This window comes from Paraherbaspirillum soli, from assembly GCF_042654985.1.
GTDB lineage: Bacteria > Pseudomonadota > Gammaproteobacteria > Burkholderiales > Burkholderiaceae_D > Paraherbaspirillum > Paraherbaspirillum soli.
On record NZ_JBHSMT010000026.1, the window covers coordinates 281438 to 305554 of the forward strand.

Genomic DNA, 24117 nt, shown 5'->3' on the forward strand with positions numbered 1-24117 from the left:
AAGTCAGAATATGGTCTTCGAGTAAAGATTGGGCCCGATCGCTGGCAGCTTGCCGAATCCCAGATTCAAGCCGGCGTACATGGTGTTGAAATTGTAAAAGGCTTCGACCGCATAGACCACGTCGCCGTCAGCCAGCAGTCCGGTCATGGTATTGGCGGTGCCGGCGTTGTCGGGGTTGGCCGGGATGCCGCTGCAACTGCCATCGTTGGCCCAGCTGGCGCATGTCCAGACCGTGCTGGCCGGGGCATAGCCCGGGTTGCCGGTCCAGCGGTATTGTTCCAGGATCACGTTCCTGACGACGCCTGCCTGCAGATGCCCCATGACCTTGGTGATATACACCATGCCCTGTTTGCTCATGTCCAGCGGCGGCGTGGTCGCGGCCAGCGCATTCATCACATTCTGGCTGGAGACGCTGTCGAGTTGTGCGCTGCGCGACGCGATATTGGCGCCTTCCCGGCTGATATTGATCAGGATCATGTTGGCCTGGATGGCGCGCGCCAAGTCGACTATCGGCAGCGCCAACAGCAGCAGTAGCGGCAAGATAAGGGCAAACTCGATTGCGGCGATCCCGGCGCAGGCGGGGCGTAGTCGTTGTTGGCGGTTCATGGAAAGGCTTCATTACGCATGGTGGCGGCGACATTGAATTGGTATTTCCGGTTCGGGAAAAAAGGCGCCAGCACGGTCAGGTTCGACCAGGTGCAATTGTCGAGCTGGAGCACCACGATGTCGCCGGGGCCGCCGAATATGGTGGAGGACGGATTTTTGGGGTCGTAAGTCTGGGTAGTTTTGCTGCTGCCGTCGCTGCCGTAATTGGTGATCGTGATGACCGGGTTGAGCGTGTCGTACAAGCCCAGCGAGTTATTCTTGATCTCCTGGATCACGGCCAGGTAACGTTGCTGCGCCAACTGGTTCGGATCGAGATTGGACTGCCCGGTAACGGCGTAACGCGCGCCTTCCCGGACCGCATATTGCATGGTCAGATTGACCCAGAACATGATGCCGGAATCAAACACGGCGAACAGCAACAGGAAAAACAGCGGCGCGATCAACGCGAACTCGACTACCGACGCGCCGCGCTCCTGCCTTCTTTTTCCAGCGCGTATTTTCGCCAACATCGACAACCTCCATCTTCAGCACCATCCGGAACCGCTCATTAAGTACCCAGCCCCGGCAGCAGGGTGCGATAGATCTGGATCATTGCCGGGCCGAGCACCACCAGCAGCAGCGCCGGAAAAATACAGAAAATCAATGGGAACAGCAGTTTGAGTGCAATTTTTGCAGCAGTTTCTTCGGCGATCTGGCGTCGTCTGGTGCGCAGCGAATCAGAATGCACGCGCAGCGAATCGGCAATACTGGTGCCGAAACGCTCGGCTTGAATCAGCATCGCGACCAGCGCATCGACGTCATCCACGCCGGTCCGCAGCGCCAGATTGCGCAGCGCCTTTTCCTTGCTGTTACCGGCGCGCATTTCCAGCGTGACCAGATGCAACTCTTCGCTGAGCAACGGGGTGGTCCATGCCATTTCCTCCGCAATCCGGGCAAAAGCCGCATCCATCGCCAAGCCGGCCTCGATACAAACGGTCATCAAATCCATCACATCGGGAAAGTGTTCGAAAATTTCCAACTGGCGCGCCGCCACTATCCGGGCCAGCACCAGATTGGGAAAATAAAAACCCGCCGCTGCGGCCAGCACCAGGTACAGCATCAGGAACTCGGAACTCAGGCTGGTACCCGACGCCAGGAGCAGCAGCCACAGCAGGATCGGCAATGCAATGGCGAGCAGCGTCTTGAGGCCAAAATAAATGATCGGTGCATGCTCGCCGCGAAAGCCGGCATTCATGAAACGGGTCCGTAGCGCCGACTTGTCCCAGCCTTCCTCAGGGGCCGCCAGTTTTGCAAAAGGACTCGATAGTTTGGCAATCGTGGCGACCCAGGTATCGGTCGGTTTGGCCGATACTGCGCCAGTTCCGGTCACCGCGCCTTCCGTATAAAGTTGCAAGCGCTTCTGAACCACGTTGGGCGTCAGGTAGTGCAGCAACAGCATGACGATGCCGAACACGGCGAAGAAAATGACGACCAGGGAAAACAGGTAGATCGCGGGCATGGTGTTGTCCTTTCGTTCCAGAACCTGTTCAAAATTTGCTTACACAAAGTCTGTAACAAGTAGGGCGGATGAGCGCAGCGTTATCCGCCATTGATGTGCCGCACGTGTTTGACGCATCTCAAACGGTGGAAGGGTGAAGCAGGGGTTTCGGATGGCATGCCATCCGCCTGCGCAACGGTATCCGCTTGCAAGCGGATACGCGCCCTGCAAGAGCTGCGCTTTTCCGCCTTACTCACACCCTGATGCGAATCAGCTTGCGCATCCAGAGCACGCCGACCACCATCATCACTGCGACCACGCCGAGCATCTGTCGGCCAATCGGATCGGTCCACAGCACTTTCAAGAAATCAGGATTGACGACTTGCAGCACCGCCGCCAGGCCAACCGGCAACAGGCTGAGGATCCAGGCCGATAAACGGCCTTCGGCCGACAGCACTTTGATCTGGCCAAACAGCTTGAAGCGCTCGCGCACGATGCTGGCGATGCTGCCCAGCAGTTCGGCCAGGCTGCCGCCGGTTTCGCGCTGGATCAGCACCGCCACCACAAAGTAACCGACATCGGTGCCGGGCACGCGGGTAGACAGACTTTTGAGCGCGTCCTGCATCGGGATGCCATAGTTGACTTCATCAAACACGGTACGGAATTCGCTGCCGATCGGATCGGGCATTTCATCGCCGACCATCTGTAGCGCCGATGAAAAAGCGTGACCGGCACGCAGCGCGCGGCTCATCAGGTCGAGCGCGGCAGGCAGTTGCTCTTCGATCCGCGCCAGCCGCTTCCTTTTCTTCCCCATCACCAGCAGCAGCGGCAGCCCGATTGCCGCAAGTCCTAGCACCAGCGAAACGAACAGCTGACCCGACACAAACAGCAGCAGCGCGAACACTGCGCCACCGCATGCCAGCGATGCCAGGCAGAACTGGGACACATTGAGCGTCAAACCGGACTGTTCCAGCAAACGGTCCAGCGAGTGCAAGCGCACAAACTGCTGCAGCAGGCGTTGCATGGCAGGAGCGTCGCTCAGCAGCCGCTTTTTAAGAATCGACACATCTTCCTGACCGCTTTGTGCGCCGGCCGACATGATGCGCAAGCGCCGCGCAATCCGTTTTGCTTCCGGCCCGCGCGAGCTGTTCCACGAAACGTAGAGGCCCTCGACCAACAGCACCACGGCAATGAAGATCGCGACCGCAAAGAAAATGAAGAGATAGTCCATGGCTGGCCCCGCTTCAGGTTTTGACCGTGTACAACCGGACCGGGTCGAACAGCACATCCGGCAGCTCGATGCCATTCACCCGCAAACGCTCGGCGAAGTGCGGCCGTACGCCGGTGGCGCAAAAATGTCCAGCCACTGCGCCGTTGCCGGTAATGCCGGTTTGCCGGAAGGCGAAGATCTCCTGCATCGTAATGATGTCGCCTTCCATCCCGGTAATTTCCTGGATGCTGACCAGCTTGCGTTTGCCGTCCGCCAGTCGGGCGATCTGGATCACAACCGTGATGGCCGAACTGATCTGGTGCCGCGCCACCCTGGTGGGCAAGTTCATGCCGGCCAGTCCGATCATATTCTCCAGCCGGGTCAGTGCATCGCGCGGCGTATTGGCATGGATCGTCGCCAGCGATCCGTCGTGTCCGGTATTCATGGCCTGCAACATGTCGACTGCTTCCGCGCTGCGCACCTCGCCCAGGATGATGCGGTCGGGGCGCATGCGCAAGGCGTTGCGTACCAGCGCGCGTTGCGTGACCTCGCCTTTGCCTTCGATGTTCGGCGGCCGCGATTCAAGTCGCACCGCATGCGGCTGCTGCAACTGCAGTTCGGCCGCATCCTCGATCGTGACGATACGTTCGGCGGCGCCTATAAAGCTGGAAAGAATATTCAACAGCGTGGTTTTGCCGCTGCCGGTGCCACCGGAGATGATCATGTTGACCTTGGCTTTGACCAGCCCTCCGAGCATTTGCGCCATGGCTGGAATCAGGCTCTGGTAGAGGATGAAGTCGTCCATCGTCAACGGCTTGACGGCAAAGCGGCGGATCGACATCTGCGGGCCGTCGATCGCCAGCGGCGGGATAATCACGTTGACCCGCGAGCCATCCGGCAGGCGCGCATCGACCATCGGGCTCGATTCATCCACCCGGCGTCCCACGCGCGAGACGATCTTGTCGATGATCTTCATCAAGTGGGCATTGTCGTTGAAGCAGACATCGGTGGTTTCCAGTTTGCCGAACCGCTCGACGTACACGTGCTTGTAGGTGTTGACCAGGATGTCGGAAACGGCGGGGTCGGCCATCAACAGTTCGAGCGGTCCGAGACCGAGCATTTCGTACTGGATGTCACGCACCAGGTTTTTGCGCTCGTGTTCGTTGACCACCACTTTTTCCGCGCTCAGCAATTCTTCCACCAGTTTTTTCAATTCATCCCTGAGCTGAGGCGGGGTCAGGCTTTCCATCGCTTGCAGGTCGATGCGGTCGAGCAGGGTGGCAAGGATGCGAGTCTTTAATTCGCGGTAGGTGTGGTTGTCGACGGTTTTGGTATGCAGGTGCGCGGCGGCGGCGCTGCCGACTCCGATCCCGCTAGTATTCGTGCCCAACTGTTCGCGCAAAGACATGATGTTTCTCCCCGATGCTGATGACCTGCGGCAGGACCTGTCAGTATTGCCCGTTGCTCATCAAACGTGCTTGAACACGCGCGTCAGCCAGCTGCTGCTTTCTGGTTCAGGTTCGCGCAAAAGCTGCTCGCTCCATTCATTCAATGCCTTGGCGATGGGACTGTTGCGGGATAGTTTGTTGATCGGTATGCCCTGATTCACCGAAGCGGCTGCCGCTTCGTAATGATTGGGGATGGTCCGCAATACCTTGCTGCCTAGCGTCTGCTCCAGGTCATGGAGCGCAATATCGCCGCCTTTTTCAAAGCGGTTGACGATCAGATGGACTTTGTCCTTCGGGTAATCGAGCGTGCGGAAAACATCCAGCAACCGCTTGCCGTCGCGTATGAACGGCAGAGTAATCTGCAACACTGCAAAGATCATGTCCGCCTGATCGAGTGCAGTGATGGTTTGGGCATCGAGACTGCGGCCGGCATCGATGATGATGAAGTCATATTGACTGCGCGCCATCTTCAGCAGCGTTTCGATGTGTTCAGGCAGGACCGCGATGCCGTGGGCCGGATCTTCCGGCGCTGCCAGCACGCCCAGGTTCGGCGCCACATGGATCATGCTCGACGCCAGGAAGGCCGGGTCCAGTCGATGAATGCCGCGCGCCACGTCCGCCAGCGTCGCGCTCGGCTTCTGTTCCGACAGGAACAACAGTGCATCGCCGAACTGCAGGTTGAAGTCAAACAAGGCCACTTTCTTGCTGCTTTGCGCCGCCAGCGCATAGGCCAGGTTGGCCGCCAGGAAAGTCGCTCCGCTGCCGCCTTTGCAGGAAATGAAGGCGAGTACTTTGCCCGCGGTCGCCGGTGAAAAATCCAATCTGTGCTGGAGCCGCTCAATCGCCGCTTTGAGCGCGTCGGCATTGACCGGCGACGGCAACACCTCACGCACTCCGACCCGCATTGCCTGGATCAAAAAATCGTGCGATTGCTGTTCGCACAAGACGATGAAAGCCATGTTCGGATAGACCTGCCCGAGCCGCTCCAGTGGTGCCAGATCGGCACGGCCGTCGCACGCGCTGTCGACGATCAGGATGTCCGGCACGGATTGAACGGGAAGTACCGAGGTCAGCATGCCGTGTTGATTCAGCTTGCCTTCGATGGTGGAGACGCTGGCGCTGCCGGCGGCATCGCCCAGTACGCGCACGATCTCGTCCAGATGCTGTTTGTTGGGAGATACCACCGTGATGCGCAAGGCGTCGTTGCCGCTCGCCTTGTCGCGGTTTTCTGGCGTTGCGCTTGATTGCATGGATTTGTTCATGTTTTCCTCATTGCTATGCAAGAACGTTTATGCTCGCTGCTTCCCCGCGGCTTGTTGGCCGAAGGTTGTCGACGCCGATTACGGCCCGCCGCCATTGCTGCTGCCGCCGACGCCGATGGCGAACACGTTCGGCTGCGGCGTCGGCGCTTTGTACGATTTGTAATAGCGATCGACGACCTCCCGTGCCGCTTGTCCGTCCATACGCACTGCGGCGGTGTTGGCGGAGGCGTTCGGGGCGATGGTCTGCTCCGCCTTGAGCAGATTGACGCTGTTGCCGAACTGGCTATCCAGGTTGGGCGTCAGCGATACGCAGCCGGCCAGCGTCAGCAAGGAGGTAGCGGCAACAATGACATGCCACGGAATCAGATGCGCGCTTCTGTCCGTCTTCTTGTCCATCTTCATGGCCATCTCCTTATTTGAGTTCGAAGCCGGAAGGGGGGACGGTCTCCGCCGCCGGCATCGGCATCGCTGCTGCCGGGGCCGGGGCAGGTTTGGCCGCCGGAGCTGCGCCTTCCATTTTCCCTTCGAGGAAAAACTCCGCGCGACTCGGTTCGATGAAACCGTCAGTAGGCAGCGGATAATCCGGCGGCAGCGGTTTTACCAGGCGTGGGGTGATGATGAACACCAGTTCCGTTTTGTCGGTCTGAAAACTCCTGCTGCGAAACAGTGCGCCCAGCACCGGGATTTCACCCAGGATCGGGAAGGCGCTGACGTTTTGCGTGACGTTGTTTTTGATCAATCCGCCGATTGCGAAACTCTGGCCATCGAATAGCTGCACCGTGGTCGAAGCGCGGCGTGTCGTGATCAGCGGAATAATGGAGGCGGCCGTGCCTATGCCGGAAATACTGGCCCCTTGTCCCGACAGCTCGGAGACTTCAGGCGCGACTTTCAGATTGATGCGGCCGCCGTCGAGTACGGTGGGCGTGAAGCGCAGGCCAACCCCGAATTCCTTTTCTTCCAGTGTGATGGTTGCGATACCGCTAGCGGAACTTTGTGGAACCGGAATGAAAATCCTGCCGCCGGCAAGGAAACTGCCTTCCTGTCCGCTGATGGCCATGATGTTCGGTTCAGCCAGGATTTTCACGAAGCCGTCTTTTTTCTCGGCGTCGATGGTCAGCGAATCGCCGGGTGTCGATTTGGTCACGTTGAGCACACCGTTGGCGCCGGTCAGGAAGTTGGATGCCAGGCTGGTTGCCCATTTGCCCCGGTGCAGGATCGCGGAAAAATTCGCGCCCAACTGGTCGAGCAGGGTTTTTGATATCTCGGCCACCTTCACTTCCAGCATGACCTGCTGAGGTGCGGAAACCAATAGCATATTGACGATTCTTTCGCCGCCGCTACCGCCCGCGCCACCGCTGCCTTTGCGCACGTAGGCATTGGCGATGGCCAGCGCGCGGTCGACTGCCATCGTATCGGCCACTACCCCGCTCAACACCAGCGAATCCGAGGCAGCGCCGACCTTGATATTTTTTTCCTCGGGCATCAGCTGGTTTATTTTCGACTGCACTGACGCGGTATCGATTCCCACCGAGACTTCGACCATCGCGCAGCGTCCCTCCCTGTTCTGGAACATCAGATTGGTTGAGCCGACTTTTTTCCCGAACAGGAAAAAGGTGGTGCGCGGGGTGGGTGAGGTCAGGGGTTCCACTTGCACCACCTCGGGATTGCCGATGGTGCGCAACCAGGCCGGCGCCGGCAAATGCAATTGCTGCAAATCGAGCTGGCCCGATTTTCCCTCGGGCAGATTGACGTTGGCGCTTGGCGCAAATTCGCCAATACAAGTAGGGGTCACGCCCCGCCGCGCCGGTGCGGCCGCTGCGGTTGCGGCCGTGCCTGGCGCTGCGATGGCCGGCAGTGGCAGCGCACTCATCGGCGCTGTGCTTTCCATTGCGGGCTGGGCCTGGATGGCGGTCGTCAGTGCCATTGCCAGACCGGCCGTCGCCATCAGCAACGATTTGCCAATGCGTGTCCAGCTAGCCCCGCCAACCATTTTCATCTCACAAATTTTGTTGTTGTTCATGGTATCCCTCTGGAATCACCAGTTAAGTTATGCGCATCTTGTTAATGCCCCTGCGTTAATAGCACTGGGTGATGCGTCCACTGCCGGTGATGACTTGCTGGCACGCTTCCTCCGATGGGCGTGGTGTGCGGTTTTTTGGAGCTTTGCCGATCTTGGTCGGAATCGGCTTCAGCATCGGATTTGGCAATGCCGTGGCGAGCGGCGCGTCGGCGGAGCGCTCGAGTAAGGAGTGTTTGGTGGCGCCGTCGGTTTGCGTCGGTTGCAGATCGACCTGGTTGCGCAGCACTAATGAGAGCTGGCCGATGCTGCGCGCCAGATCCAGTTTTTCTGCCTGTTCAGGCGAGACTTCCAGCGTGACCGCGCTCACTACCTTGGGTTTGGTTTCGTTCTGGCTGGCTTCCTGCGCCACCGCTAACACCAGGATGCGTTCCAGCACCAACTTGGAAATACTCAATTCCCTGCCGCTGCTCTTGTCGTTGTTTTCTTCCTGAGTGCTGACCAGGATATCGACGAAATTACCAGGCAACGCAAAACCGGCGACGCCGATCACGTCGTTGACTCGCACCGTCATTGCTCGCTTGCCTTCCGCCACCACCGCAGACAGGCCGCCGGTGGCACCGTGCGGCGCCAGTTTCGATTCCGTCAGCGGCTCGCCGCGTTGCAGACTGGTGCGCGTGACGCGCGTATCGAGTTGCTTGAGGTCGGTAAAGCTATCCTGCGGCATGCTGCCGGCCGGCCAGTCGGCGAGCCGGATCATGTCCGGCGTCAGGCGCGTTCCCAGATTGATGTCGACTGCCGCCACCGCCACTTTATTGGTGCTGAGACTGGCTTGCTGCGAAATCCAGCGCGCTGCCAGCACGACTGCCAGCAGCGCCGCCAGGATCGATATGCCTATCATCACAATGGCTCTGGAATTTTTCATGGTGCCCCCTGGGTTCCGGTTATCAGCAATCCGATGTGGATCAATCAGGTGTGTTGTTTGCTCATGCCTCGCCTCCTCCGGCTAGTAGGGCCAGAAAAATTTCAGGAAATTCATATGACCAGCCTGTTCAAGTGCAATGTAGGCGAATGTTCCCAACGCGATGGCAAGACCATAAGGCAGTTTGCCAGCCGATGCCGATACGCCATCCAGGGTCGGCATCTGATGAAAAGTCATTTTGAAAAAACTGCTGGTCAGCATCGTGCGTACATTGCCTAACATGCGGCCCAGCGTGCCGTAGCGCAGTGCCGCCAGCAGGGACAGCACGCCGCCGAGAATGAAGGTCAGCAGGATGGCGCCGATCATCGCATTCGGTCCGAGAAACGCACCGACCATTGCCATCAGTTTCACATCACCGGCACCCATCGCGCGCAGCAGGTAGAGCGGTAGCAAAATCGCCACACTCAGTCCGATGCCGGCCAGCGCGGTCCAGAATCCCAGTGCGCCGGGCAGGGCGCTGATGAAGCCGTAGCCTTCCGGCAGTACGCTATTGAGCGCCAGCCCCAGGGCCGCGCCGGACAATACGAGTAGGTTGGGGATGCGATGGCTGCGTATATCGCTCCAGACCGCCGCTGACAGCAACCCGCACAGGACCAGGAGGACGATGTCGGCAAGCAGTGCTGGGGTGAGATGCGCCATGTTTTCTCTCTATTCAAACGCCTGACATCCAGCCGGAAAATCAATAGAGGTCGTGGCATTGCTATGTTTGCTGCCAATGTCACGCTATTTATCACGTCATCGTTGCGTACCCCGCGCCGCCTCAGGGTTTGGCCTTAAGCAGGCGGGGTATCTGTGTGTTTTAAAATTTCAGCAAGCGGCGCCGGCGAGTGCGGTACAGATGGCCACGAATCCAGTCTTGATCTTGGTGCCCAGGGTGGCAACGGTAGCGACAATGACAGCGGCGATCAGCGCTACCAGTAATCCATATTCAACGGCTGATGCACCTTCTTCATCGCGTGCAAAGCGTTTTGCGTGTGTAAAAAATGTGCTCATGATTATTCCTTCATTAAGATGAATAGAAAATCCTGATGCGGATCATTGATACGAGAACGAGGGAGTCCAACTCACTTGGCGGTGAAGTCTGACTGAATTGTTACTCTCCCTTTCGGCAACATTCATTCACATCAGTTGACTTGAATATATTCCGTATCGTCAATAATGCAAGCAAGCTTTATGCATTTAATAAGCTTCACCTGAATCATGAAACCTTTATTCGCATTGCTTGCAGAGTGAGGTCAGGCTTTTTTGATGCGTGAGTTAACAGGGTGTTGGAAAAATTATTGTGCATGCGCGAAGAACGTCGTGATGGGCATACACCTTGGCCTTCGTGCAAAGCTATTTATTTTGCAAAGTCCGCGACTCGTGATGTTGAAGAATTTGTTTGGAAGCGTGTGCTGGTGCCAGTGACTGATTCTGCGATGTGAAGAGGCTGCTTTCAAAATGTGGCGAGCAGAAATCGGCGCGCTGTAAATTTAAAAACAACTTCTTGAATTACAAGCCCGTAATTTCATGCGAAAGCGAAATGACGGAAATGACCAGGGCGCGGTCGGATTTAATTTTGTCGCGTAAACGAGAAAAGGGCCTAGTTTTTCAACTAGGCCCTTATATGTCTTGGTTCCCCGACCTGGACTCGAACCAGGGACCTGCGGATTAACAAGCTCACGGTCTTTCATGGCGCTAACCCGCGCGGGGTATAGCATTTGTGGGCGATCGCTGTCTAACAAAAGTCGATTTTCTGCCCCGCCAAGACCCGCATGTATATTGGAGGGGCGTTCCTTGGTTAGACGGGAAATGGACGTGGTTTTGCTGGTTGAAATCAGGCTAAAGTGCCAAGTCGCTGTTTGAAGGACCGCAATCGGCCACGAGCGGTCATAGCCGTAAAGCGCGAAATGTTCAGGACGGGCGCTTCACGCGATTTCGACTATGAACATCCGCGCTTGCTGGGCTTCCCGACGTTCGGCCTTGATCGGCGCATACCTCTCGGAATTGTAGAAGGCTTGCGCTTGGGCGAGAGTCGGAAACTCAAACACGCCGGCCATCGGCAGCGGCACCTCATCCCCCTCTAGAATCTGCGCAACAGGACCGAAATGTAGAATCTGCCCGCCCGCCTCTTTTAGCGCCGCCTGAAAGCGTGGAGCGAGCGCGGCCTGCTTGGCGGAATCGATGACGCGTAGATTGACGTGTACGTATGCTGGCATTGTGTCCTCCATTAATAATGTATATACACTATTATGCGAGGATGGGCTTGTCAATGGGGTAGACGTGAACGGTTCTGATCCAGAATCTTTGAAGGGCGTCGCAGGGAGTGTCCGGGCTTCCAGGCTCGCGCAACGGCGCGTGCACTCACGCGATACTACAATGCCTGCTTCAAGCCGCTCAGGCTGACGGCCGAGCAATTCAGCCTCTTGGTTGGGATCGGTGCGGCCGAGGGGGCGACGCTCGTTGATCTTGCGGATAGGGCAGGGGTCGATCCGCAGTAAAGAAGGTCTGTATTGCCGAGGTCAAGGAGTTGACGCCGGCCGAATTCGATTCCTTCTCCCGCAATGTGCTGGTGTCGCATGACTGGCTAAGCGGCAAGGGCGGGGGCAAAGCTAGAATTGAGGAGCAAAAGAAAAAGGCCTCCAAATCTGGAAGCCTTATATCTATTGGTGCCGAGAGCCGGAATTGAACCGGCACGCTGTCTCCAACGCGGGATTTTGGGTCCCATGCTTGCAATCCGTTGTTCGCCGAAGAATCTCAGATTGCAATCCACTACTCATTTATTTCATTTGATACAGCCATCATTGATAAGGCAATCGGCGAAGAAATAACGAGGGCGGCGAGTGAAGAATCAAGCGCAAAACCGATAGGCAAGAAAGCGTGCCAATTCAAGTTTGTTAGACACTGTCTAACAAACTGTCTAAAAGGCCAAAAGAAAAGGGGTTACGTTTTCACGTAACCCCTTGATATTCTTGGCTCCCCGACCTGGACTCGAACCAGGGACCTGCGGATTAACAGTCCGTCGCTCTACCGACTGAGCTATCAGGGAAAAGAAGCAGAATTATAGTCTTGAATCTTCTTTTTTGTCAAAGCTTTTTTCTAAACTTTTCTGCATTTCCGGGAAGTCCTTAACAACTCCCCGGGGACCGAATATTACAGCACTTTTGCGATTGCGGCGACAATATTATCGATATTTTTTGAATTCAATGCGGCGACGCAGATGCGGCCGGTATCTACCGCGTAGATTGAGAACTCGTCGCGCAGGCGATCCACTTGCGCTTTGGTCAGGCCAGAGTACGAAAACATGCCGCGTTGCTTGATGACGAAATCGAAGTCGTGGGCAGGTGCTTGCTCTTTTAATTTCTGTACCAGCAGTTGACGCATTTCGCGAATCCGCACGCGCATGCCGGCCAGTTCTTCTTCCCACAGCTTGCGCAGTTCCGGCGATGCCAGTGTGGTGGCAACCACTTGGCCGCCGTGGATCGGCGGGTTGGAGTAGTTGGTGCGCACCACGCGTTTCAGTTGCGACAAAACGCGGCCGGCTTCTTCCGTGCTGGCGGCGACGATGCTAAGCGCGCCAACCCGTTCGCCATACAGCGAGAACGATTTGGAGAACGAGTTCGAAACGAACAGCGGGCCGCCGGCATCAGCGAAGCGGCGGACTACCTGGCCGTCGGCGTCGATGCCGTCGCCAAAGCCTTGATAAGCCATGTCGAGGAATGGAATCAGGCCGCGTTGCGCGACGACCTGGATCACTTCGGTCCACTGGTCGTCGCTCAGGTCGGCGCCGGTCGGGTTGTGGCAGCAGGCATGCAGCACCACGATGGCGCCGCTTGGCATGGCGTTCAACGCTGCCAGCATGGCGGCGAAATTGACGCCACGAGTGGCGGCATCGTAGTACGGATAATTGTTGACGGTGAAGCCGGCAGTTTCAAACAGTGCGCGGTGGTTTTCCCAGCTTGGATCGCTGATCCAGACTTGCGCGTTGTCGGCCGCGAAACGCTTCAGGAAATCGGCGCCGAGCTTCAGTGCGCCGGTGCCGCCGATGGCTTGCACGGTGATCGCGCGTTTCTCTTTAACTACCGAGCTGTCGGCGCCAAATACCAGCTCTTGCACCGCCTTGTCGTAAGCCGCCAGGCCGTCGATCGGCAGGTAAGTGCGGGGCGACAGTTTTTCAATCAATTGCGCTTCAGCCTTGCGCACGCATTCCAGCAGGGGCACTTTGCCGTTGTCGTCGTAGTAGACGCCGACGCCGAGATTGGTTTTGTTCGGATTCTGGTCGGCATTGAAGCTTTCCGTGATGCCGAGGATCGGATCGCGCGGCGCCATTTCGATGGCGGCGAAGAGGGAGGATGATTGGGGAGCGTTCATCGTGATAACATAAAAAGTTGGCTGCAAAGCGGGTTTTGCAGTCGGGTTGAATGCTGTGCCGAGTTGCGAATAAATCACGAATCGGCGCGGATTTACTGCTGCCTATTCTACCAAAGGTCGAGGTCCATGACTGACATATCACAGGTTCCCAGCACGATCGACGAGTCCAAAATCGTCACGTTTCCCAACTCGCCTTACAAGCTTTTTCAGCCCTTCTTGCCGGCCGGAGACCAGCCGGCCGCGATTGCCAAATTGACCGAAGGGGTGGAGGACGGCCTGTTTTATCAGACCTTGCTCGGCGTTACCGGCTCCGGCAAGACTTATACGATGGCCAACGTGATCGCCCGCATGGGGCGGCCGGCAATCGTGTTTGCGCCGAACAAGACACTGGCGGCGCAGTTATATAGCGAGTTCCGCGAATTCTTTCCGCGCAATGCGGTGGAATATTTTGTCAGTTACTACGACTATTACCAGCCGGAAGCGTATGTGCCGCAGCGCGACTTGTTTATCGAGAAAGATTCGTCGATCAACGAGCATATCGAGCAGATGCGGCTGTCCTGCACCAAGTCGCTGATGGAGCGGCGCGATGTGGTGATTGTGGCAACGGTGTCGGCGATTTACGGTATCGGTAACCCGAATGAATATCACCAGATGATCCTGACCTTGCGCGCCAAGGACAAGGTCAGCCAGCGCGACCTGATCGCGCGGCTGATCCAGATGCAATACAACCGAAATGAAATCGATTTCGGGCGCGGCACCTTCCGCGTGCGCGGCGATACGGTGGATGTGTTTCCGGCCGAGCATGCCGAATTGGCGCTGCGAATTGAAACTTTCGATGATGAAATTGAAAGCTTGCAATTATTCGATCCGCTGACCGGCCGGGTGCGGCAAAAAATCCCGCGCTTTACGGTTTATCCGGGCTCGCATTACGTCACGCCGCGCGCCACCGTGCTGCGCGCGATTGAAACCATCAAGGCCGAACTGCGCGAACGCCTGGAATTCTTCCGCAAGGAAAATAAGTTGATCGAGGAACAGCGGATCGAGCAGCGCACGCGCTTCGATCTGGAGATGATGCAGGAAATCGGTTTTACCAAAGGCATCGAAAATTATTCGCGTCATCTGAGCGGCGCATTGCCGGGCGAGCCGCCGCCGACCCTGGTGGATTATTTACCGCCGGATGCGCTGATGTTCCTGGATGAGTCGCATGTGCTGATCGGACAACTCAACGGCATGTTCAACGGCGACCGCGCCCGCAAAACCAACCTGGTCGACTATGGATTCCGGCTGCCGTCGGCGCTGGATAACCGGCCGCTGCGTTTCGACGAGTTCGAGGGCAAGATGCGGCAGACAATTTTTGTTTCGGCGACCCCATCCGAATACGAGAAGCAGCACGCCGATCAAGTGGTGGAGCAGGTGGTGCGTCCGACCGGCTTGATCGATCCGGCGGTCGAGGTGCGTCCGGCCTTGAGTCAGGTCGATGACCTGATGACCGAGGCGACCGCGCGCATCAAGAAGAATGAGCGGGTGCTGGTCACCACGCTGACCAAGCGCATGGCAGAACAATTGACTGAGTTCCTCAGCGATAACGGCATCAAGGTGCGCTATCTGCATAGCGACATCGAAACCGTCGAGCGGGTGGAGATTATTCGCGATCTGCGTTTGGGGACATTCGATGTGCTGGTCGGGATTAACTTGTTGCGCGAAGGTCTGGATATTCCCGAGGTGTCGCTGGTGGCGATTCTGGATGCCGACAAGGAGGGTTTCTTGCGCTCCGAGCGCAGCCTGATTCAAACCATAGGCCGCGCCGCGCGTAACCTCAACGGTACCGCGGTCCTGTATGCGGACCGGATGACCGATTCAATGAAGCGTGCGATAGATGAAACCGAACGTCGCCGCGCCAAGCAGATCGCGTTCAATGCCGCCAACGGCATTACGCCAAAGGGTATCCGCAAGGAAGTCAGGGAGTTGATCGACGGCGTCTACAGCCAGCAAGAAGCGCGTGAAGAATTGCATGCGGCGCAGGACCAGGCCAAATACGAGGCGATGAGCGAGAAGCAGGTCAGCAAGGAAATCAAGCGGCTGGAAAAACTGATGCTCGATCACGCCAAGAACCTGGAGTTCGAAAAAGCGGCGCAGGTGCGCGACCAATTGCATGTGCTGAAGCAGCAATTGTTTGGCGCGCCTGGCGCGGACAGCATTGCTTTGTAATTGCTTGAGCGTTTGAAGATGCGCTCGGTTCCATGTGTTGGTAAAAACCGTTTTTGAAGAGTTATGACTGATTTTCTCCCTGTTTCAATTCGTGAAGCGTTGCAAGTGGCCCATTCATCCTGGCAGCCGATCGTGCTGGAGGGTTTGCGCGCAGTTGCGCAGGCGCATCCGGCTTATTTGTCGGACTTGGCGTTGACGGACTATTTGCCGACCGAAGGCAGACTGTTTGCGGCGTTCGCCCAGCCGCTCAATGCGGTCCGCTATGTGCTGGTGGGGGAGGGGCCGTATCCTCGTCCGGCAAGCGCGACCGGGGTGTGTTTCATGGATGGCGCGGTCGGTTCCCTGTGGTCGGAAAAGGGTTTGTCCAAGCAGGTCAATCGCGCCACTTCCTTGCGTAATTTTATGAAAATGTTGCTGGTCGCCGACGGTCAATTGGCGGTCGACAGTACCACCGGCGACGCCATGGTGGCGGTGGCGCAGCGGGCGCAGGGTACGGCTTCAACGATGATCCAGGCGCTGGCCGATTTGCAGGGAAATATGACGGCGCACGGATTTTTGCTGCTCAATGCAACACTGGTGTTCCGGCCGGATGTGCCGCCGGTGAAGGAGGCCAAGGCCTGGCAGCCGTTCATGCAAGCTGTGCTGCGAGGCATCGCCGATCATGCCGAGCGTCATGCGGTCGCGTTGCCGACCTTGGTGCTGTGGGGAAAGATTGCGGAGCAGCTGAATGCTTATCCGCTCACTGCACGCTTCCCAAAAGCCGTGGCGGAGCATCCGTATAACCTGACGTTTATCGCCAATACAGGGATGCAGGCTTTGTTCGGTCCGATGCAATTGTTGAAAAAGAGCGCGCAACACACGCCTGCCTAATAGTTAGGCGCGAATCAAATCAGGCTGAGCTGTCGCAAGTCGATTTCGACCTGGCCCTGCATGCTGTCGACGGTCGCGCTGGGAATTTTGATGGCCGGTACTTTTTGTTTTTGCGTTTTTTGTGCCGGTGTGGGCGTTTTGGTTGGAGCTGGTGTTTTTGTCTGGGTTGGTATCTTTGCAGGTGCCGGCGCTTTTACTGAAGCCGGTGCTTTCGCAGGTGCTGGCGCTTTCACAGGTGCAGGTGCAGCTACGGGTGCAGTTGCAACCTCAAGTGCAACCACGGGGGTAGATGCAATCACCGGTGTGGGTGCAACCACAGGAGTTGGTGCAACTTCCGGAGCCGGTGCAAGCTCAGGTGCGGGTGCTTTCGCCAATATTGGTGCGGGTTTTGCACGTTTTTCGATCTTGCCTTCGCGTCCCAGCCAATGTCTCAGCATGTCGTCGAACAGCGCCAGCATCGCTTGCGGCTGATCTTGCGTATAGGCTTGTCGAATGACTATTCCATCCCACATCGCCGTCAATAACAGGGCGGCCTGCTGCGCGTCGAGTGCCGGGTCGATTTGGCCGCGTTGCTGAGCGGTGCGCAGCATGTCGGCGAGACCGGCTATCCATTCCGCTTCAGCCTTCTTGATGACGGTGCCTACGCGCTTGTTGCGCAGGCCTTCAGCGTAAATCTCGGTCATCAGGCCGGCGTCGCTGACGACCGTATAGCGGCTGGCGAAGGCTTTGGTAATTGCCGACAAGGCCTGGGGCAGGTCATCGGTATCGTGGTATTCCGATAATAAGGTGCGCGCCTGGCGCCGCTCGTCCTCCGCCATCGCCGCAATAATCGCATCCTTGCCGGTGAAGTAGCGATAAACCGCACCGGGCCCGAGTCCTACTTCGGTGCAGATTTCCTGCATCGAAGTTTGGTGAAATCCGGTCTTGCGGAAACACTTTCCCGCGGATTTCAGGATATCGGCGCGCTTTTGCTCTGCTCTTTGAGTGGGCGATTGCGGTGTTTTGGATTTGCGAAGGACCATGCTGAATACTGTTCTAACTAAAGGATTCTTTGCGGGAAGAGGGGCGCTATTATAGGTTGAACATCAGCTCCTTTTTCAGCTTTTTGAATCCGGATTCTTTTTGGCTGGTCCTGAAGGCGATGTTTGTTATGGGGGAAAAGTGCCGATATTTTTCGAAAAGTTACCTTGGCGGCAATGTATTCGGACGGGTTTTCATAGGGAGATCTGAAAAATGGGCAATACCTGATGAAATCACTCAAGTTTGATATACTGTTCGAATTGTTCAGGGATTCATCAGGGTAAGGACACAGCGGATTGGTTTGCGAGCGGAGATTACATGCGTCTGACTACTAAAGGACGGTTTGCGGTGACCGCCATGATTGACTTGGCATTGCGCCAGGGTAAAGGTCCGGTGACTTTATCCGCAATCAGCGAGCGGCAGGAAATTTCCTTGTCTTATCTGGAGCAGCTGTTTGGCAAGCTGCGCCGGCATCAGATAGTGGAGTCGGTACGCGGACCGGGCGGCGGCTATAACCTGGCGCGCCGTGCCGAAGACGTCACCGTGGCCGACATCATTATCGCCGTCGACGAGCCGCTCGATGCGACCCAATGCGGTGGCAAGGAAAACTGTCACAGCCCGGATCATGAAGGCGGCAGCCGCTGCATGACGCACGATCTGTGGTCGACCTTGAATGCCAAGATGGTCGAATACCTGGATTCGGTTTCGCTGAAAGACTTGGTAGAACAGCAGCATGCGCAGCAAAAGACCCTTGAACAAAATGTGGTGGTGATGCACCGTTCCCACCTGATTGCCTGATTGGAGCCTGGAAAAAGTATGAATGCCCCTCTGGAACAAAGCCTGATAGATACCTTGAAGGCGCCGCACTTCCCAATTTATATGGATTATTCGGCAACCACGCCGATCGATCCGCGTGTTGCCGACAAGATGATCCCGTATTTGCGTGAGCAGTTCGGCAATCCGGCTTCGCGCAGCCACATGTATGGCTGGACCGCTGAAAAAGCCGTTGAAGATGCACGCGAGCAGGTCGCTGCACTGGTCAACGCCGACCCGCGCGAGATCATCTGGACCTCCGGCGCGACCGAGAGCGACAACCTGGCATTGAAGGGCGCAGCCAATTTCTACAAAACCAAGGGCAAACACATCATCACGGTAAAGACCGAGCACAAGGCTGTGCTGGATACCGTGCGTGAACTTGAGCGCCAGGGTTTCGAAGCGACCTATCTGCAACCGCAGGACAATGGCTTGATCACGCTGGAGCAACTGGAAGCGGCGATCCGCCCGGACACGATCCTGGTGTCGGTGATGCTGGTGAATAATGAAATCGGCGTGATCCAGCCGATCCCGGAAATCGGCGAACTGTGCCGTAAAAAAGGCATTATTTTCCATTGCGATGCGGCCCAGGCAACCGGCAAGGTCGAGATCGACCTGGAAAAATGGAAGGTCGACCTGATGACCTTTACCGCCCACAAAACCTATGGACCTAAAGGCATCGGCGCTTTGTATGTGCGGCGCAAACCGCGCGTCCGTATCGAGGCGCAAATGCATGGCGGCGGTCACGAGCGCGGCCTGCGTTCCGGTACTTTGCCGACCCATCAGATTGTCGGCATGGGTGAAGCTTTCCGTATCGCCAAAGAAGAAATGGAAACCGAAACCGTCCGCATCAAGGCCTTGCGCGATCGTCTCGCGAACGGTCTGTTGACGATGGAAGAGGTCTACGTCAACGGCGACATGGAACATCGCGTGCCGCACAATCTGAACGTCAGTTTCAATTATGTTGAAGGCGAGTCGCTGATCATGGCGATCAAGGATATCGCGGTGTCGTCCGGCTCGGCCTGTACTTCGGCCAGCCTGGAGCCTTCTTATATATTGCGTGCGCTAGGGCGCAGCGATGAATTGGCGCACAGTTCGATCCGTTTCACCATCGGCCGCTTTACGACCGAAGAAGACATCGACTTCACGATCAACCTGATCAAGGAAAAAGTGGCGAAACTGCGTGAGCTGTCGCCGTTGTGGGATATGTATAAGGACGGGATCGACATCAGTACGATCCAGTGGGCAGCGCACTAATCGCAGCGTCAACAAGGAGTAGCAAATGTCATATTCAGAAAAAGTTCTCGACCACTATGAAAACCCGCGCAACGTTGGCGCCTTCGAAAAAGGCGACGACACCGTCGGTACCGGAATGGTCGGCGCGCCAGCATGTGGCGACGTCATGAAATTGCAGATCAAGGTTGGCGCAGACGGCGTGATCCAGGATGCGAAGTTCAAGACCTACGGCTGCGGCTCGGCGATTGCTTCGTCGTCGCTGGTGACCGAGTGGGTCAAGGGCAAGACGCTGGACCAGGCTTTGTCGATCAAGAACACCCAGATCGCCGAAGAGCTGGCGCTGCCGCCGGTCAAGATTCACTGCTCGATCCTGGCGGAAGATGCGATCAAGGCCGCGGTCGAGGATTACAAGACCAAGCACGGCACGACTGAGCAAAAGCAAGCAGCGTAAATACGTGGCATCCCCCGGTAACCGGCGACGCATCGTCGCGGTTGCCGGAAGGCTGAAACGACCGGAAAAGAGATCGACGGGTTATGGCAATCACACTTACTGAAAAAGCAGCGAAACATATCAACCGCTACCTCGAGCGGCGGGGCAAAGGTATCGGCTTGCGTTTTGGCGTGCGCACCACCGGCTGTTCCGGTCTGGCCTACAAGCTGGAATATGTGGATGAAAAGACGGATGAAGATGCCGTCTTTGAATCGCATGGCATCCACGTTTTCGTCGATCCGAAAAGCCTGCCCTACATCGACGGCACCGAGCTCGATTTCGCGCGCGAGGGCTTGAACGAAGGCTTCAAGTTCTACAATCCGAACGTCAAGGATGAATGCGGTTGCGGTGAGAGTTTCCGGATTTGAGATTGGCATTGCCTGGGCTTGACGGCAAACAGACCGCCACATGATGGAGCAGATGAATTCGCAAGCCTGTTGCAATACAACAGGCTTTTGTTTTAAGTAACTATGCAAAACCACTTCGAGTTATTCCACCTGCCGCAACGCTTCACGCTTGATACTTCGGCGCTGGAAAAGGCCTATCACGAGGTGCAAAACCAAACGCATCCCGATCGTTTCGCCAATGCGACCGGCGCCGAAAAGCGCGTTGCGATGCAATGGACGACACGCGCCAATGAAGCCTATCAGACGCTAAAAAGCCCATTCAGACGCGCCGCTTATTTATGCGAGTTGAACGGCGTGGCATTACAGGCCGAGTCGAACACGGCGATGCCGGGCGCGTTTCTGATGCAGCAGATGGAATGGCGCGAAACGCTTGAAGACGCGCGTGCCGCCAAAGACTTGCCGGCGCTGGAGCAACTGGACAGCGAATTGCGTGCCGCGCGCAAGGCCGATCTGCTGAAGATTGCCGGCTTGCTGGATGCGCATGATTTCGTGACGGCGGCGCAACATGTGCGGCAGTTGATGTTCCTGGAAAAATTCGGCGAAGAGATCGGTAATGCGTTTGCCATTATCGAGTCATAGCGGATAGTCGAGATCGAGCATGCCTGAGATTGGGTTGTTTCTAGTTGCCGCGATGACGCTGACGATAGCGCCCGGTCCGGACAATATTTATGTGCTGACGCGCGGCATTGCGCAGGGAAAAAAAGCCGGTCTGGTCGCCGCGCTCGGCTTCAGCTCCGGTCTGATTTTTCATACCATGCTGGCGGTGCTGGGTTTCGCCGCGCTGATCAAGGCTTCGCCGACCGCGTATTCGCTATTGCGTTATGCCGGCGCCGGCTATTTGGTGTACATCGGGATTCGCACTTTGCGCTCACATCCGGCGATTCATGTGCCAGGCAACCCAACGTCGCTGAAGCTGCCGCGGATTTACTGGCAAAGCGTGATTGCGAATATGCTGAATCCGAAAGTGACCTTGTTTTTCATCGCATTTTTGCCGCAGTTCGTGAACTCCCACGCCGGCCATATTCCAGCGCAGATGCTATTGCTGGCGGCGGTGTTTATTTTGCAGGCGCTGGCAATTTTTAGCGCGATCGCCTGTTTTTCTGGCATGGTCGGAGCGTTTTTCCAACGCAAAGCTTCGGCCGCCACCTACTTGAATCGATTGGCTGGCTGTGCGTTTATCGGACTCGGTATTCGCATCGCTTTGCCGGAATAAATTATGGCTCTCCTCCAAATCTCCGAACCTGGCATGTCCACCGCCCCGCATCAGCATCGGCTGGCGGTAGGGATTGATCTCGGCACCACCAATTCGCTGGTGGCCACAGTGCGCAACAGCATTCCCGAGGTATTGAACGATGAGGCAGGGCGCTCATTGCTGCCGTCCATCGTGCGCTACCTGCCGAACGGTAACGCGCACATCGGCTACAAGGCGCAATCGGCCCAGACCACCGACCCCAAGAACACCATCGTGTCGGTCAAACGCTTCATGGGACGCGGCCTGAAAGACATCGCTTACGCCGAAAACCTGCCCTACGATTTTCTGGATGTGCCGGGCATGGTGCAATTGAAGACCGTCGCCGGCGTCAAAAGTCCGGTCGAGATTTCTGCCGAAATCCTGGCAACGCTGCGTCAGCAGGCGGAAGACGCGCTCGGCGACGACCTGGTCGGCGCGGTGATTACAGTGCCGGCTTATTTCGACGATGCACAGCGTCAGGCCACCAAGGACGCCGCCAAACTGGCCGGCCTCAACGTCTTGCGTTTGCTGAATGAACCGACCGCGGCCGCGATCGCCTACGGCCTGGACAACGCTTCCGAAGGCGTCTATGCGGTTTACGACCTGGGCGGCGGCACCTTCGATATCTCGGTACTGAAGTTGACCAAGGGCGTGTTTGAAGTGCTGGCTACCGGCGGCGATTCAGCGCTGGGCGGCGACGATTTCGACCATAGATTATTTTGCTGGATCAGCGAAGAGGCGCAACTGGCGCCGCTGTCCGACGAGGATACGCGGGTGCTAATGGTCAAGGCACGCGAAGCCAAGGAACTGCTGTCGACGCACGCCGAAGTCAGCATCGACGCCGCGCTGAGTTCCGGCGAACAGGTGCATCTGCGGCTGACCACCGCGATCTTCGACCAGATTACCCAACACCTGGTAGCCAAGACCCTGACCCCGACCAGGAAGGCGCTGCGCGATGCCGACCTGAGCGTCGATGATGTCGATGGTGTGGTGCTGGTCGGCGGCGCTACCCGCATGCCGAGCATCCGCAAAGCGGTCGGTGCTTATTTCCAGACCACGCCGCTGGCCAATATCGACCCGGACAAAGTAGTGGCGCTGGGCGCCGCGATCCAGGCCAATCTGCTGGCCGGCAACCGGGCGCCGGGCGACGACTGGTTGCTGCTCGATGTGATTCCGCTGTCGCTCGGTATCGAAACCATGGGCGGCCTGGTCGACAAAGTGATTCCACGCAATTCGACCATCCCATGCGCCCGCGCGCAAGAATTCACCACCTTCAAGGATGGTCAGACCGCGATGGCGATCCAGGTGCTGCAAGGCGAACGCGAGCTGGTCAGCGACTGCCGTTCGCTGGCCAAATTCGAACTGCGCGGGATTCCGCCGATGGCTGCAGGCGCGGCGCGGATTCGGGTGACTTATCAAGTCGATGCGGATGGTTTGCTGTCGGTCTCCGCGCGCGAATTGCGTTCCGGCGTAGAAGCGTCGATCAGCGTCAAGCCATCCTATGGCTTGGGCGACGATGAAATCGCCCGCATGTTGCAGGACTCGTTTGCGTCGGCCGATATCGACATGCGCATGCGCGCATTGAAAGAAGAGCAGGTTGAGGCCGAGCGGATCATCCTTGCCACCGAGTCGGCGCTGACGGTTGATGCCGCGCTGTTGTCGGAGCAGGAGCGGGTCTCGATTGCGGCGCTGATTGCCGACGTGCGCGCAAAGGCGCAGGGCGACGATCATCTGGCGATCAAGGCCGCGGTCGATGCGCTGGCGCATGGCACCGAAGATTTCGCCGCGCGCCGGATGGACCGCAGCGTGCACGACGCCCTGACCGGCAAGACGCTGGACCAAGTTTCGTAAATTGTTTTAAACATATTCCCGAGGTAAACCAAGTGCCACAAATCGTCGTACTACCCCATCCAACCTTCTGTCCTGAAGGTACCGTGATTGATGCGCCAAGCGGGCAGTCCATCTGCGACGCATTGCTCAACCACGATATCGAAATCGAACACGCTTGCGAAAAATCCTGCGCCTGCACTACCTGTCATCTGGTCGTGCGCGAAGGCTTCGCATCATTGAACGAACTGGACGAAAAGGAAGAAGACTTGCTGGATATGGCTTGGGGACTGGAAGCGACATCGCGCCTGTCGTGCCAGGCTATTCTGGGACAAGAAGATCTGGTGGTGGAAATCCCGAAATACACGATCAACCACGCCAGCGAAAACCATTGATAAGGGGGACTGGAAAAATGAAATGGACCGATTCACTGCTGATCGCAGAAGCCTTATACGACAAGTTTCCGGACATCGACCCGACCAAGATTCGCTTTACCGATTTGCATAATTGGGTGGGCGAGTTGGATGGGTTTGACGACGACCGGCATCGTTCCGGCGAGAAAATCCTGGAAGCGATCCAGGCCGCCTGGATTGAAGAAGCAAAGTAAACCGTCGTACATTGCAGAAAAAAACCTCTGTCGCTGTTGTAGTGACAGAGGTTTTT

The 24117-nt window shown here is 57.1% G+C and carries 25 protein-coding genes and 1 tRNA gene; 11 read left to right on the top strand and 15 right to left on the bottom strand.

Translation table 11 applies throughout. The features are described from left to right. Nucleotides 1–3 precede the first annotated feature (3 nt). From ACFPM8_RS15095 to ACFPM8_RS15160, 14 genes are all read right to left on the bottom strand, one after another. Complete coding sequence (locus ACFPM8_RS15095) at nucleotides 4–606, bottom strand: TadE/TadG family type IV pilus assembly protein (RefSeq protein WP_378998427.1); 603 nt, start codon at nucleotides 604–606, stop codon at nucleotides 4–6. Then, complete coding sequence (locus ACFPM8_RS15100; protein WP_378998429.1) at nucleotides 603–1115, bottom strand: TadE/TadG family type IV pilus assembly protein; 513 nt, start codon at nucleotides 1113–1115, stop codon at nucleotides 603–605. Before ACFPM8_RS15100 ends, ACFPM8_RS15095 begins: the two co-directional genes overlap by 4 nt. Nucleotides 1116–1153: 38 nt before the next feature. Next, entirely contained in the window at nucleotides 1154–2104 is a 951-nt protein-coding gene (locus tag ACFPM8_RS15105) for a type II secretion system F family protein (RefSeq protein WP_378998430.1), read from the bottom strand. Between the two features lie 232 nt (nucleotides 2105–2336). Then, nucleotides 2337–3314, bottom strand: a complete 978-nt coding sequence (locus tag ACFPM8_RS15110; protein WP_378998432.1) for a type II secretion system F family protein — start codon at nucleotides 3312–3314, stop codon at nucleotides 2337–2339. 13 nt (nucleotides 3315–3327) lie between these two features. After that, nucleotides 3328–4701: a CpaF family protein gene (locus ACFPM8_RS15115; protein ID WP_378998434.1), complete on the bottom strand. Its 1374-nt coding sequence runs from the start codon at nucleotides 4699–4701 to the stop codon at nucleotides 3328–3330. Nucleotides 4702–4761: 60 nt separating this feature from the next. Then, nucleotides 4762–6003, bottom strand: coding sequence for an AAA family ATPase (locus ACFPM8_RS15120; RefSeq protein WP_378998436.1), 1242 nt, complete (start codon nucleotides 6001–6003; stop codon nucleotides 4762–4764). 78 nt (nucleotides 6004–6081) lie between these two features. Further along, entirely contained in the window at nucleotides 6082–6405 is a 324-nt protein-coding gene (locus ACFPM8_RS15125; RefSeq protein ID WP_378998438.1) for a hypothetical protein, read from the bottom strand. Between the two features lie 10 nt (nucleotides 6406–6415). Further along, a complete protein-coding gene (locus ACFPM8_RS15130) occupies nucleotides 6416–8023 on the bottom strand; it encodes a type II and III secretion system protein family protein (protein WP_378998440.1) in 1608 nt (535 codons plus the stop codon). A gap of 55 nt (nucleotides 8024–8078) precedes the next feature. Next, entirely contained in the window at nucleotides 8079–8945 is an 867-nt protein-coding gene (cpaB, locus tag ACFPM8_RS15135; protein ID WP_378998442.1) for a Flp pilus assembly protein CpaB, read from the bottom strand. 81 nt (nucleotides 8946–9026) lie between these two features. Next, on the bottom strand, nucleotides 9027–9641 hold the full coding sequence (locus tag ACFPM8_RS15140) for an A24 family peptidase (protein WP_378998444.1): 615 nt from the start codon (nucleotides 9639–9641) through the stop codon (nucleotides 9027–9029). Nucleotides 9642–9809: 168 nt separating this feature from the next. Further along, a complete protein-coding gene (locus tag ACFPM8_RS15145; RefSeq protein WP_378998445.1) occupies nucleotides 9810–9995 on the bottom strand; it encodes a Flp family type IVb pilin in 186 nt (61 codons plus the stop codon). A 914-nt stretch (nucleotides 9996–10909) separates the two neighbouring features. Continuing rightward, nucleotides 10910–11200 carry a DUF1330 domain-containing protein gene (locus ACFPM8_RS15150; RefSeq protein WP_378998446.1) on the bottom strand — a complete coding sequence of 97 codons (291 nt, stop codon included), beginning with the start codon at nucleotides 11198–11200 and terminating at the stop codon, nucleotides 10910–10912. 754 nt (nucleotides 11201–11954) lie between these two features. Further along, nucleotides 11955–12030, bottom strand: a tRNA-Asn gene (locus tag ACFPM8_RS15155). Nucleotides 12031–12134: 104 nt separating this feature from the next. After that, nucleotides 12135–13352, bottom strand: a complete 1218-nt coding sequence (locus ACFPM8_RS15160) for an amino acid aminotransferase (protein WP_378998448.1) — start codon at nucleotides 13350–13352, stop codon at nucleotides 12135–12137. Between the two features lie 126 nt (nucleotides 13353–13478). On the opposite strand from ACFPM8_RS15160, the gene uvrB reads away from it, so the two are divergent. Together uvrB and ACFPM8_RS15170 are read left to right on the top strand one after the other, a co-directional pair. Then, nucleotides 13479–15560 (top strand): excinuclease ABC subunit UvrB, encoded by a 2082-nt coding sequence (uvrB, locus tag ACFPM8_RS15165; protein ID WP_378998450.1) that lies wholly within the window; start codon nucleotides 13479–13481, stop codon nucleotides 15558–15560. Between the two features lie 63 nt (nucleotides 15561–15623). Next, nucleotides 15624–16430, top strand: coding sequence for a uracil-DNA glycosylase family protein (locus ACFPM8_RS15170; RefSeq protein ID WP_378998452.1), 807 nt, complete (start codon nucleotides 15624–15626; stop codon nucleotides 16428–16430). Nucleotides 16431–16444: 14 nt separating this feature from the next. Here the strand turns inward: ACFPM8_RS15170 and ACFPM8_RS15175 are convergent, their stop codons facing one another. After that, nucleotides 16445–17452 carry a TetR/AcrR family transcriptional regulator gene (locus ACFPM8_RS15175; protein ID WP_378998454.1) on the bottom strand — a complete coding sequence of 336 codons (1008 nt, stop codon included), beginning with the start codon at nucleotides 17450–17452 and terminating at the stop codon, nucleotides 16445–16447. 316 nt (nucleotides 17453–17768) lie between these two features. Here ACFPM8_RS15175 and iscR point away from each other — a divergent pair, with 316 nt between their 5' ends. The 9 genes from iscR to iscX all read left to right on the top strand — a co-directional run bounded on the left by iscR (nucleotide 17769) and on the right by iscX (nucleotide 24061). Then, on the top strand, nucleotides 17769–18248 hold the full coding sequence (gene iscR, locus ACFPM8_RS15180; protein ID WP_378998456.1) for a Fe-S cluster assembly transcriptional regulator IscR: 480 nt from the start codon (nucleotides 17769–17771) through the stop codon (nucleotides 18246–18248). Nucleotides 18249–18266: 18 nt separating this feature from the next. After that, nucleotides 18267–19520, top strand: a complete 1254-nt coding sequence (locus ACFPM8_RS15185; protein WP_378998457.1) for an IscS subfamily cysteine desulfurase — start codon at nucleotides 18267–18269, stop codon at nucleotides 19518–19520. A gap of 25 nt (nucleotides 19521–19545) precedes the next feature. Further along, a complete protein-coding gene (gene iscU / locus ACFPM8_RS15190; protein ID WP_378998459.1) occupies nucleotides 19546–19950 on the top strand; it encodes a Fe-S cluster assembly scaffold IscU in 405 nt (134 codons plus the stop codon). A gap of 83 nt (nucleotides 19951–20033) precedes the next feature. Next, nucleotides 20034–20357 carry an iron-sulfur cluster assembly protein IscA gene (iscA, locus tag ACFPM8_RS15195; RefSeq protein WP_378998461.1) on the top strand — a complete coding sequence of 108 codons (324 nt, stop codon included), beginning with the start codon at nucleotides 20034–20036 and terminating at the stop codon, nucleotides 20355–20357. Nucleotides 20358–20459: 102 nt separating this feature from the next. Beyond that, nucleotides 20460–20975, top strand: a complete 516-nt coding sequence (hscB, locus tag ACFPM8_RS15200) for a Fe-S protein assembly co-chaperone HscB (protein ID WP_378998463.1) — start codon at nucleotides 20460–20462, stop codon at nucleotides 20973–20975. 19 nt (nucleotides 20976–20994) lie between these two features. Next, nucleotides 20995–21609, top strand: a complete 615-nt coding sequence (locus ACFPM8_RS15205) for a LysE family translocator (protein ID WP_378998465.1) — start codon at nucleotides 20995–20997, stop codon at nucleotides 21607–21609. A 3-nt stretch (nucleotides 21610–21612) separates the two neighbouring features. Further along, nucleotides 21613–23478, top strand: a complete 1866-nt coding sequence (gene hscA / locus ACFPM8_RS15210) for a Fe-S protein assembly chaperone HscA (protein ID WP_378998467.1) — start codon at nucleotides 21613–21615, stop codon at nucleotides 23476–23478. A gap of 32 nt (nucleotides 23479–23510) precedes the next feature. After that, on the top strand, nucleotides 23511–23849 hold the full coding sequence (fdx, locus tag ACFPM8_RS15215; RefSeq protein WP_378998469.1) for an ISC system 2Fe-2S type ferredoxin: 339 nt from the start codon (nucleotides 23511–23513) through the stop codon (nucleotides 23847–23849). Between the two features lie 17 nt (nucleotides 23850–23866). Beyond that, the gene (iscX, locus tag ACFPM8_RS15220; protein WP_378998471.1) at nucleotides 23867–24061 is read left to right on the top strand and encodes a Fe-S cluster assembly protein IscX; all 195 of its coding nucleotides are present in this window, start codon (nucleotides 23867–23869) and stop codon (nucleotides 24059–24061) included. Nucleotides 24062–24117: the final 56 nt, after the last annotated feature.

Excerpts from the sequence above, each read along its gene's own strand:
- ACFPM8_RS15100 (WP_378998429.1), bottom strand. The coding sequence starts at position 1,115 with ATGTTGGCGAAAATACGCGCTGGAAAAAGAAGGCAGGAGCGCGGCGCG.
- ACFPM8_RS15120 (WP_378998436.1), bottom strand. The coding sequence starts at position 6,003 with ATGAACAAATCCATGCAATCAAGCGCAACGCCAGAAAACCGCGACAAG.
- ACFPM8_RS15110 (WP_378998432.1), bottom strand. The coding sequence starts at position 3,314 with ATGGACTATCTCTTCATTTTCTTTGCGGTCGCGATCTTCATTGCCGTG.
- iscR (WP_378998456.1), top strand. The coding sequence starts at position 17,769 with ATGCGTCTGACTACTAAAGGACGGTTTGCGGTGACCGCCATGATTGAC.
- hscB (WP_378998463.1), top strand. The coding sequence starts at position 20,460 with ATGCAAAACCACTTCGAGTTATTCCACCTGCCGCAACGCTTCACGCTT.
- ACFPM8_RS15145 (WP_378998445.1), bottom strand. The coding sequence starts at position 9,995 with ATGAGCACATTTTTTACACACGCAAAACGCTTTGCACGCGATGAAGAA.
- ACFPM8_RS15115 (WP_378998434.1), bottom strand. The coding sequence starts at position 4,701 with ATGTCTTTGCGCGAACAGTTGGGCACGAATACTAGCGGGATCGGAGTC.
- iscU (WP_378998459.1), top strand. The coding sequence starts at position 19,546 with ATGTCATATTCAGAAAAAGTTCTCGACCACTATGAAAACCCGCGCAAC.
- ACFPM8_RS15130 (WP_378998440.1), bottom strand. The coding sequence starts at position 8,023 with ATGAACAACAACAAAATTTGTGAGATGAAAATGGTTGGCGGGGCTAGC.
- ACFPM8_RS15140 (WP_378998444.1), bottom strand. The coding sequence starts at position 9,641 with ATGGCGCATCTCACCCCAGCACTGCTTGCCGACATCGTCCTCCTGGTC.
- ACFPM8_RS15150 (WP_378998446.1), bottom strand. The coding sequence starts at position 11,200 with ATGCCAGCATACGTACACGTCAATCTACGCGTCATCGATTCCGCCAAG.
- ACFPM8_RS15160 (WP_378998448.1), bottom strand. The coding sequence starts at position 13,352 with ATGAACGCTCCCCAATCATCCTCCCTCTTCGCCGCCATCGAAATGGCG.
- cpaB (WP_378998442.1), bottom strand. The coding sequence starts at position 8,945 with ATGAAAAATTCCAGAGCCATTGTGATGATAGGCATATCGATCCTGGCG.
- ACFPM8_RS15125 (WP_378998438.1), bottom strand. The coding sequence starts at position 6,405 with ATGAAGATGGACAAGAAGACGGACAGAAGCGCGCATCTGATTCCGTGG.
- iscX (WP_378998471.1), top strand. The coding sequence starts at position 23,867 with ATGAAATGGACCGATTCACTGCTGATCGCAGAAGCCTTATACGACAAG.
- ACFPM8_RS15185 (WP_378998457.1), top strand. The coding sequence starts at position 18,267 with ATGAATGCCCCTCTGGAACAAAGCCTGATAGATACCTTGAAGGCGCCG.
- ACFPM8_RS15170 (WP_378998452.1), top strand. The coding sequence starts at position 15,624 with ATGACTGATTTTCTCCCTGTTTCAATTCGTGAAGCGTTGCAAGTGGCC.
- ACFPM8_RS15095 (WP_378998427.1), bottom strand. The coding sequence starts at position 606 with ATGAACCGCCAACAACGACTACGCCCCGCCTGCGCCGGGATCGCCGCA.
- uvrB (WP_378998450.1), top strand. The coding sequence starts at position 13,479 with ATGACTGACATATCACAGGTTCCCAGCACGATCGACGAGTCCAAAATC.
- hscA (WP_378998467.1), top strand. The coding sequence starts at position 21,613 with ATGGCTCTCCTCCAAATCTCCGAACCTGGCATGTCCACCGCCCCGCAT.
- ACFPM8_RS15175 (WP_378998454.1), bottom strand. The coding sequence starts at position 17,452 with ATGGTCCTTCGCAAATCCAAAACACCGCAATCGCCCACTCAAAGAGCA.
- ACFPM8_RS15105 (WP_378998430.1), bottom strand. The coding sequence starts at position 2,104 with ATGCCCGCGATCTACCTGTTTTCCCTGGTCGTCATTTTCTTCGCCGTG.
- iscA (WP_378998461.1), top strand. The coding sequence starts at position 20,034 with ATGGCAATCACACTTACTGAAAAAGCAGCGAAACATATCAACCGCTAC.
- ACFPM8_RS15205 (WP_378998465.1), top strand. The coding sequence starts at position 20,995 with ATGCCTGAGATTGGGTTGTTTCTAGTTGCCGCGATGACGCTGACGATA.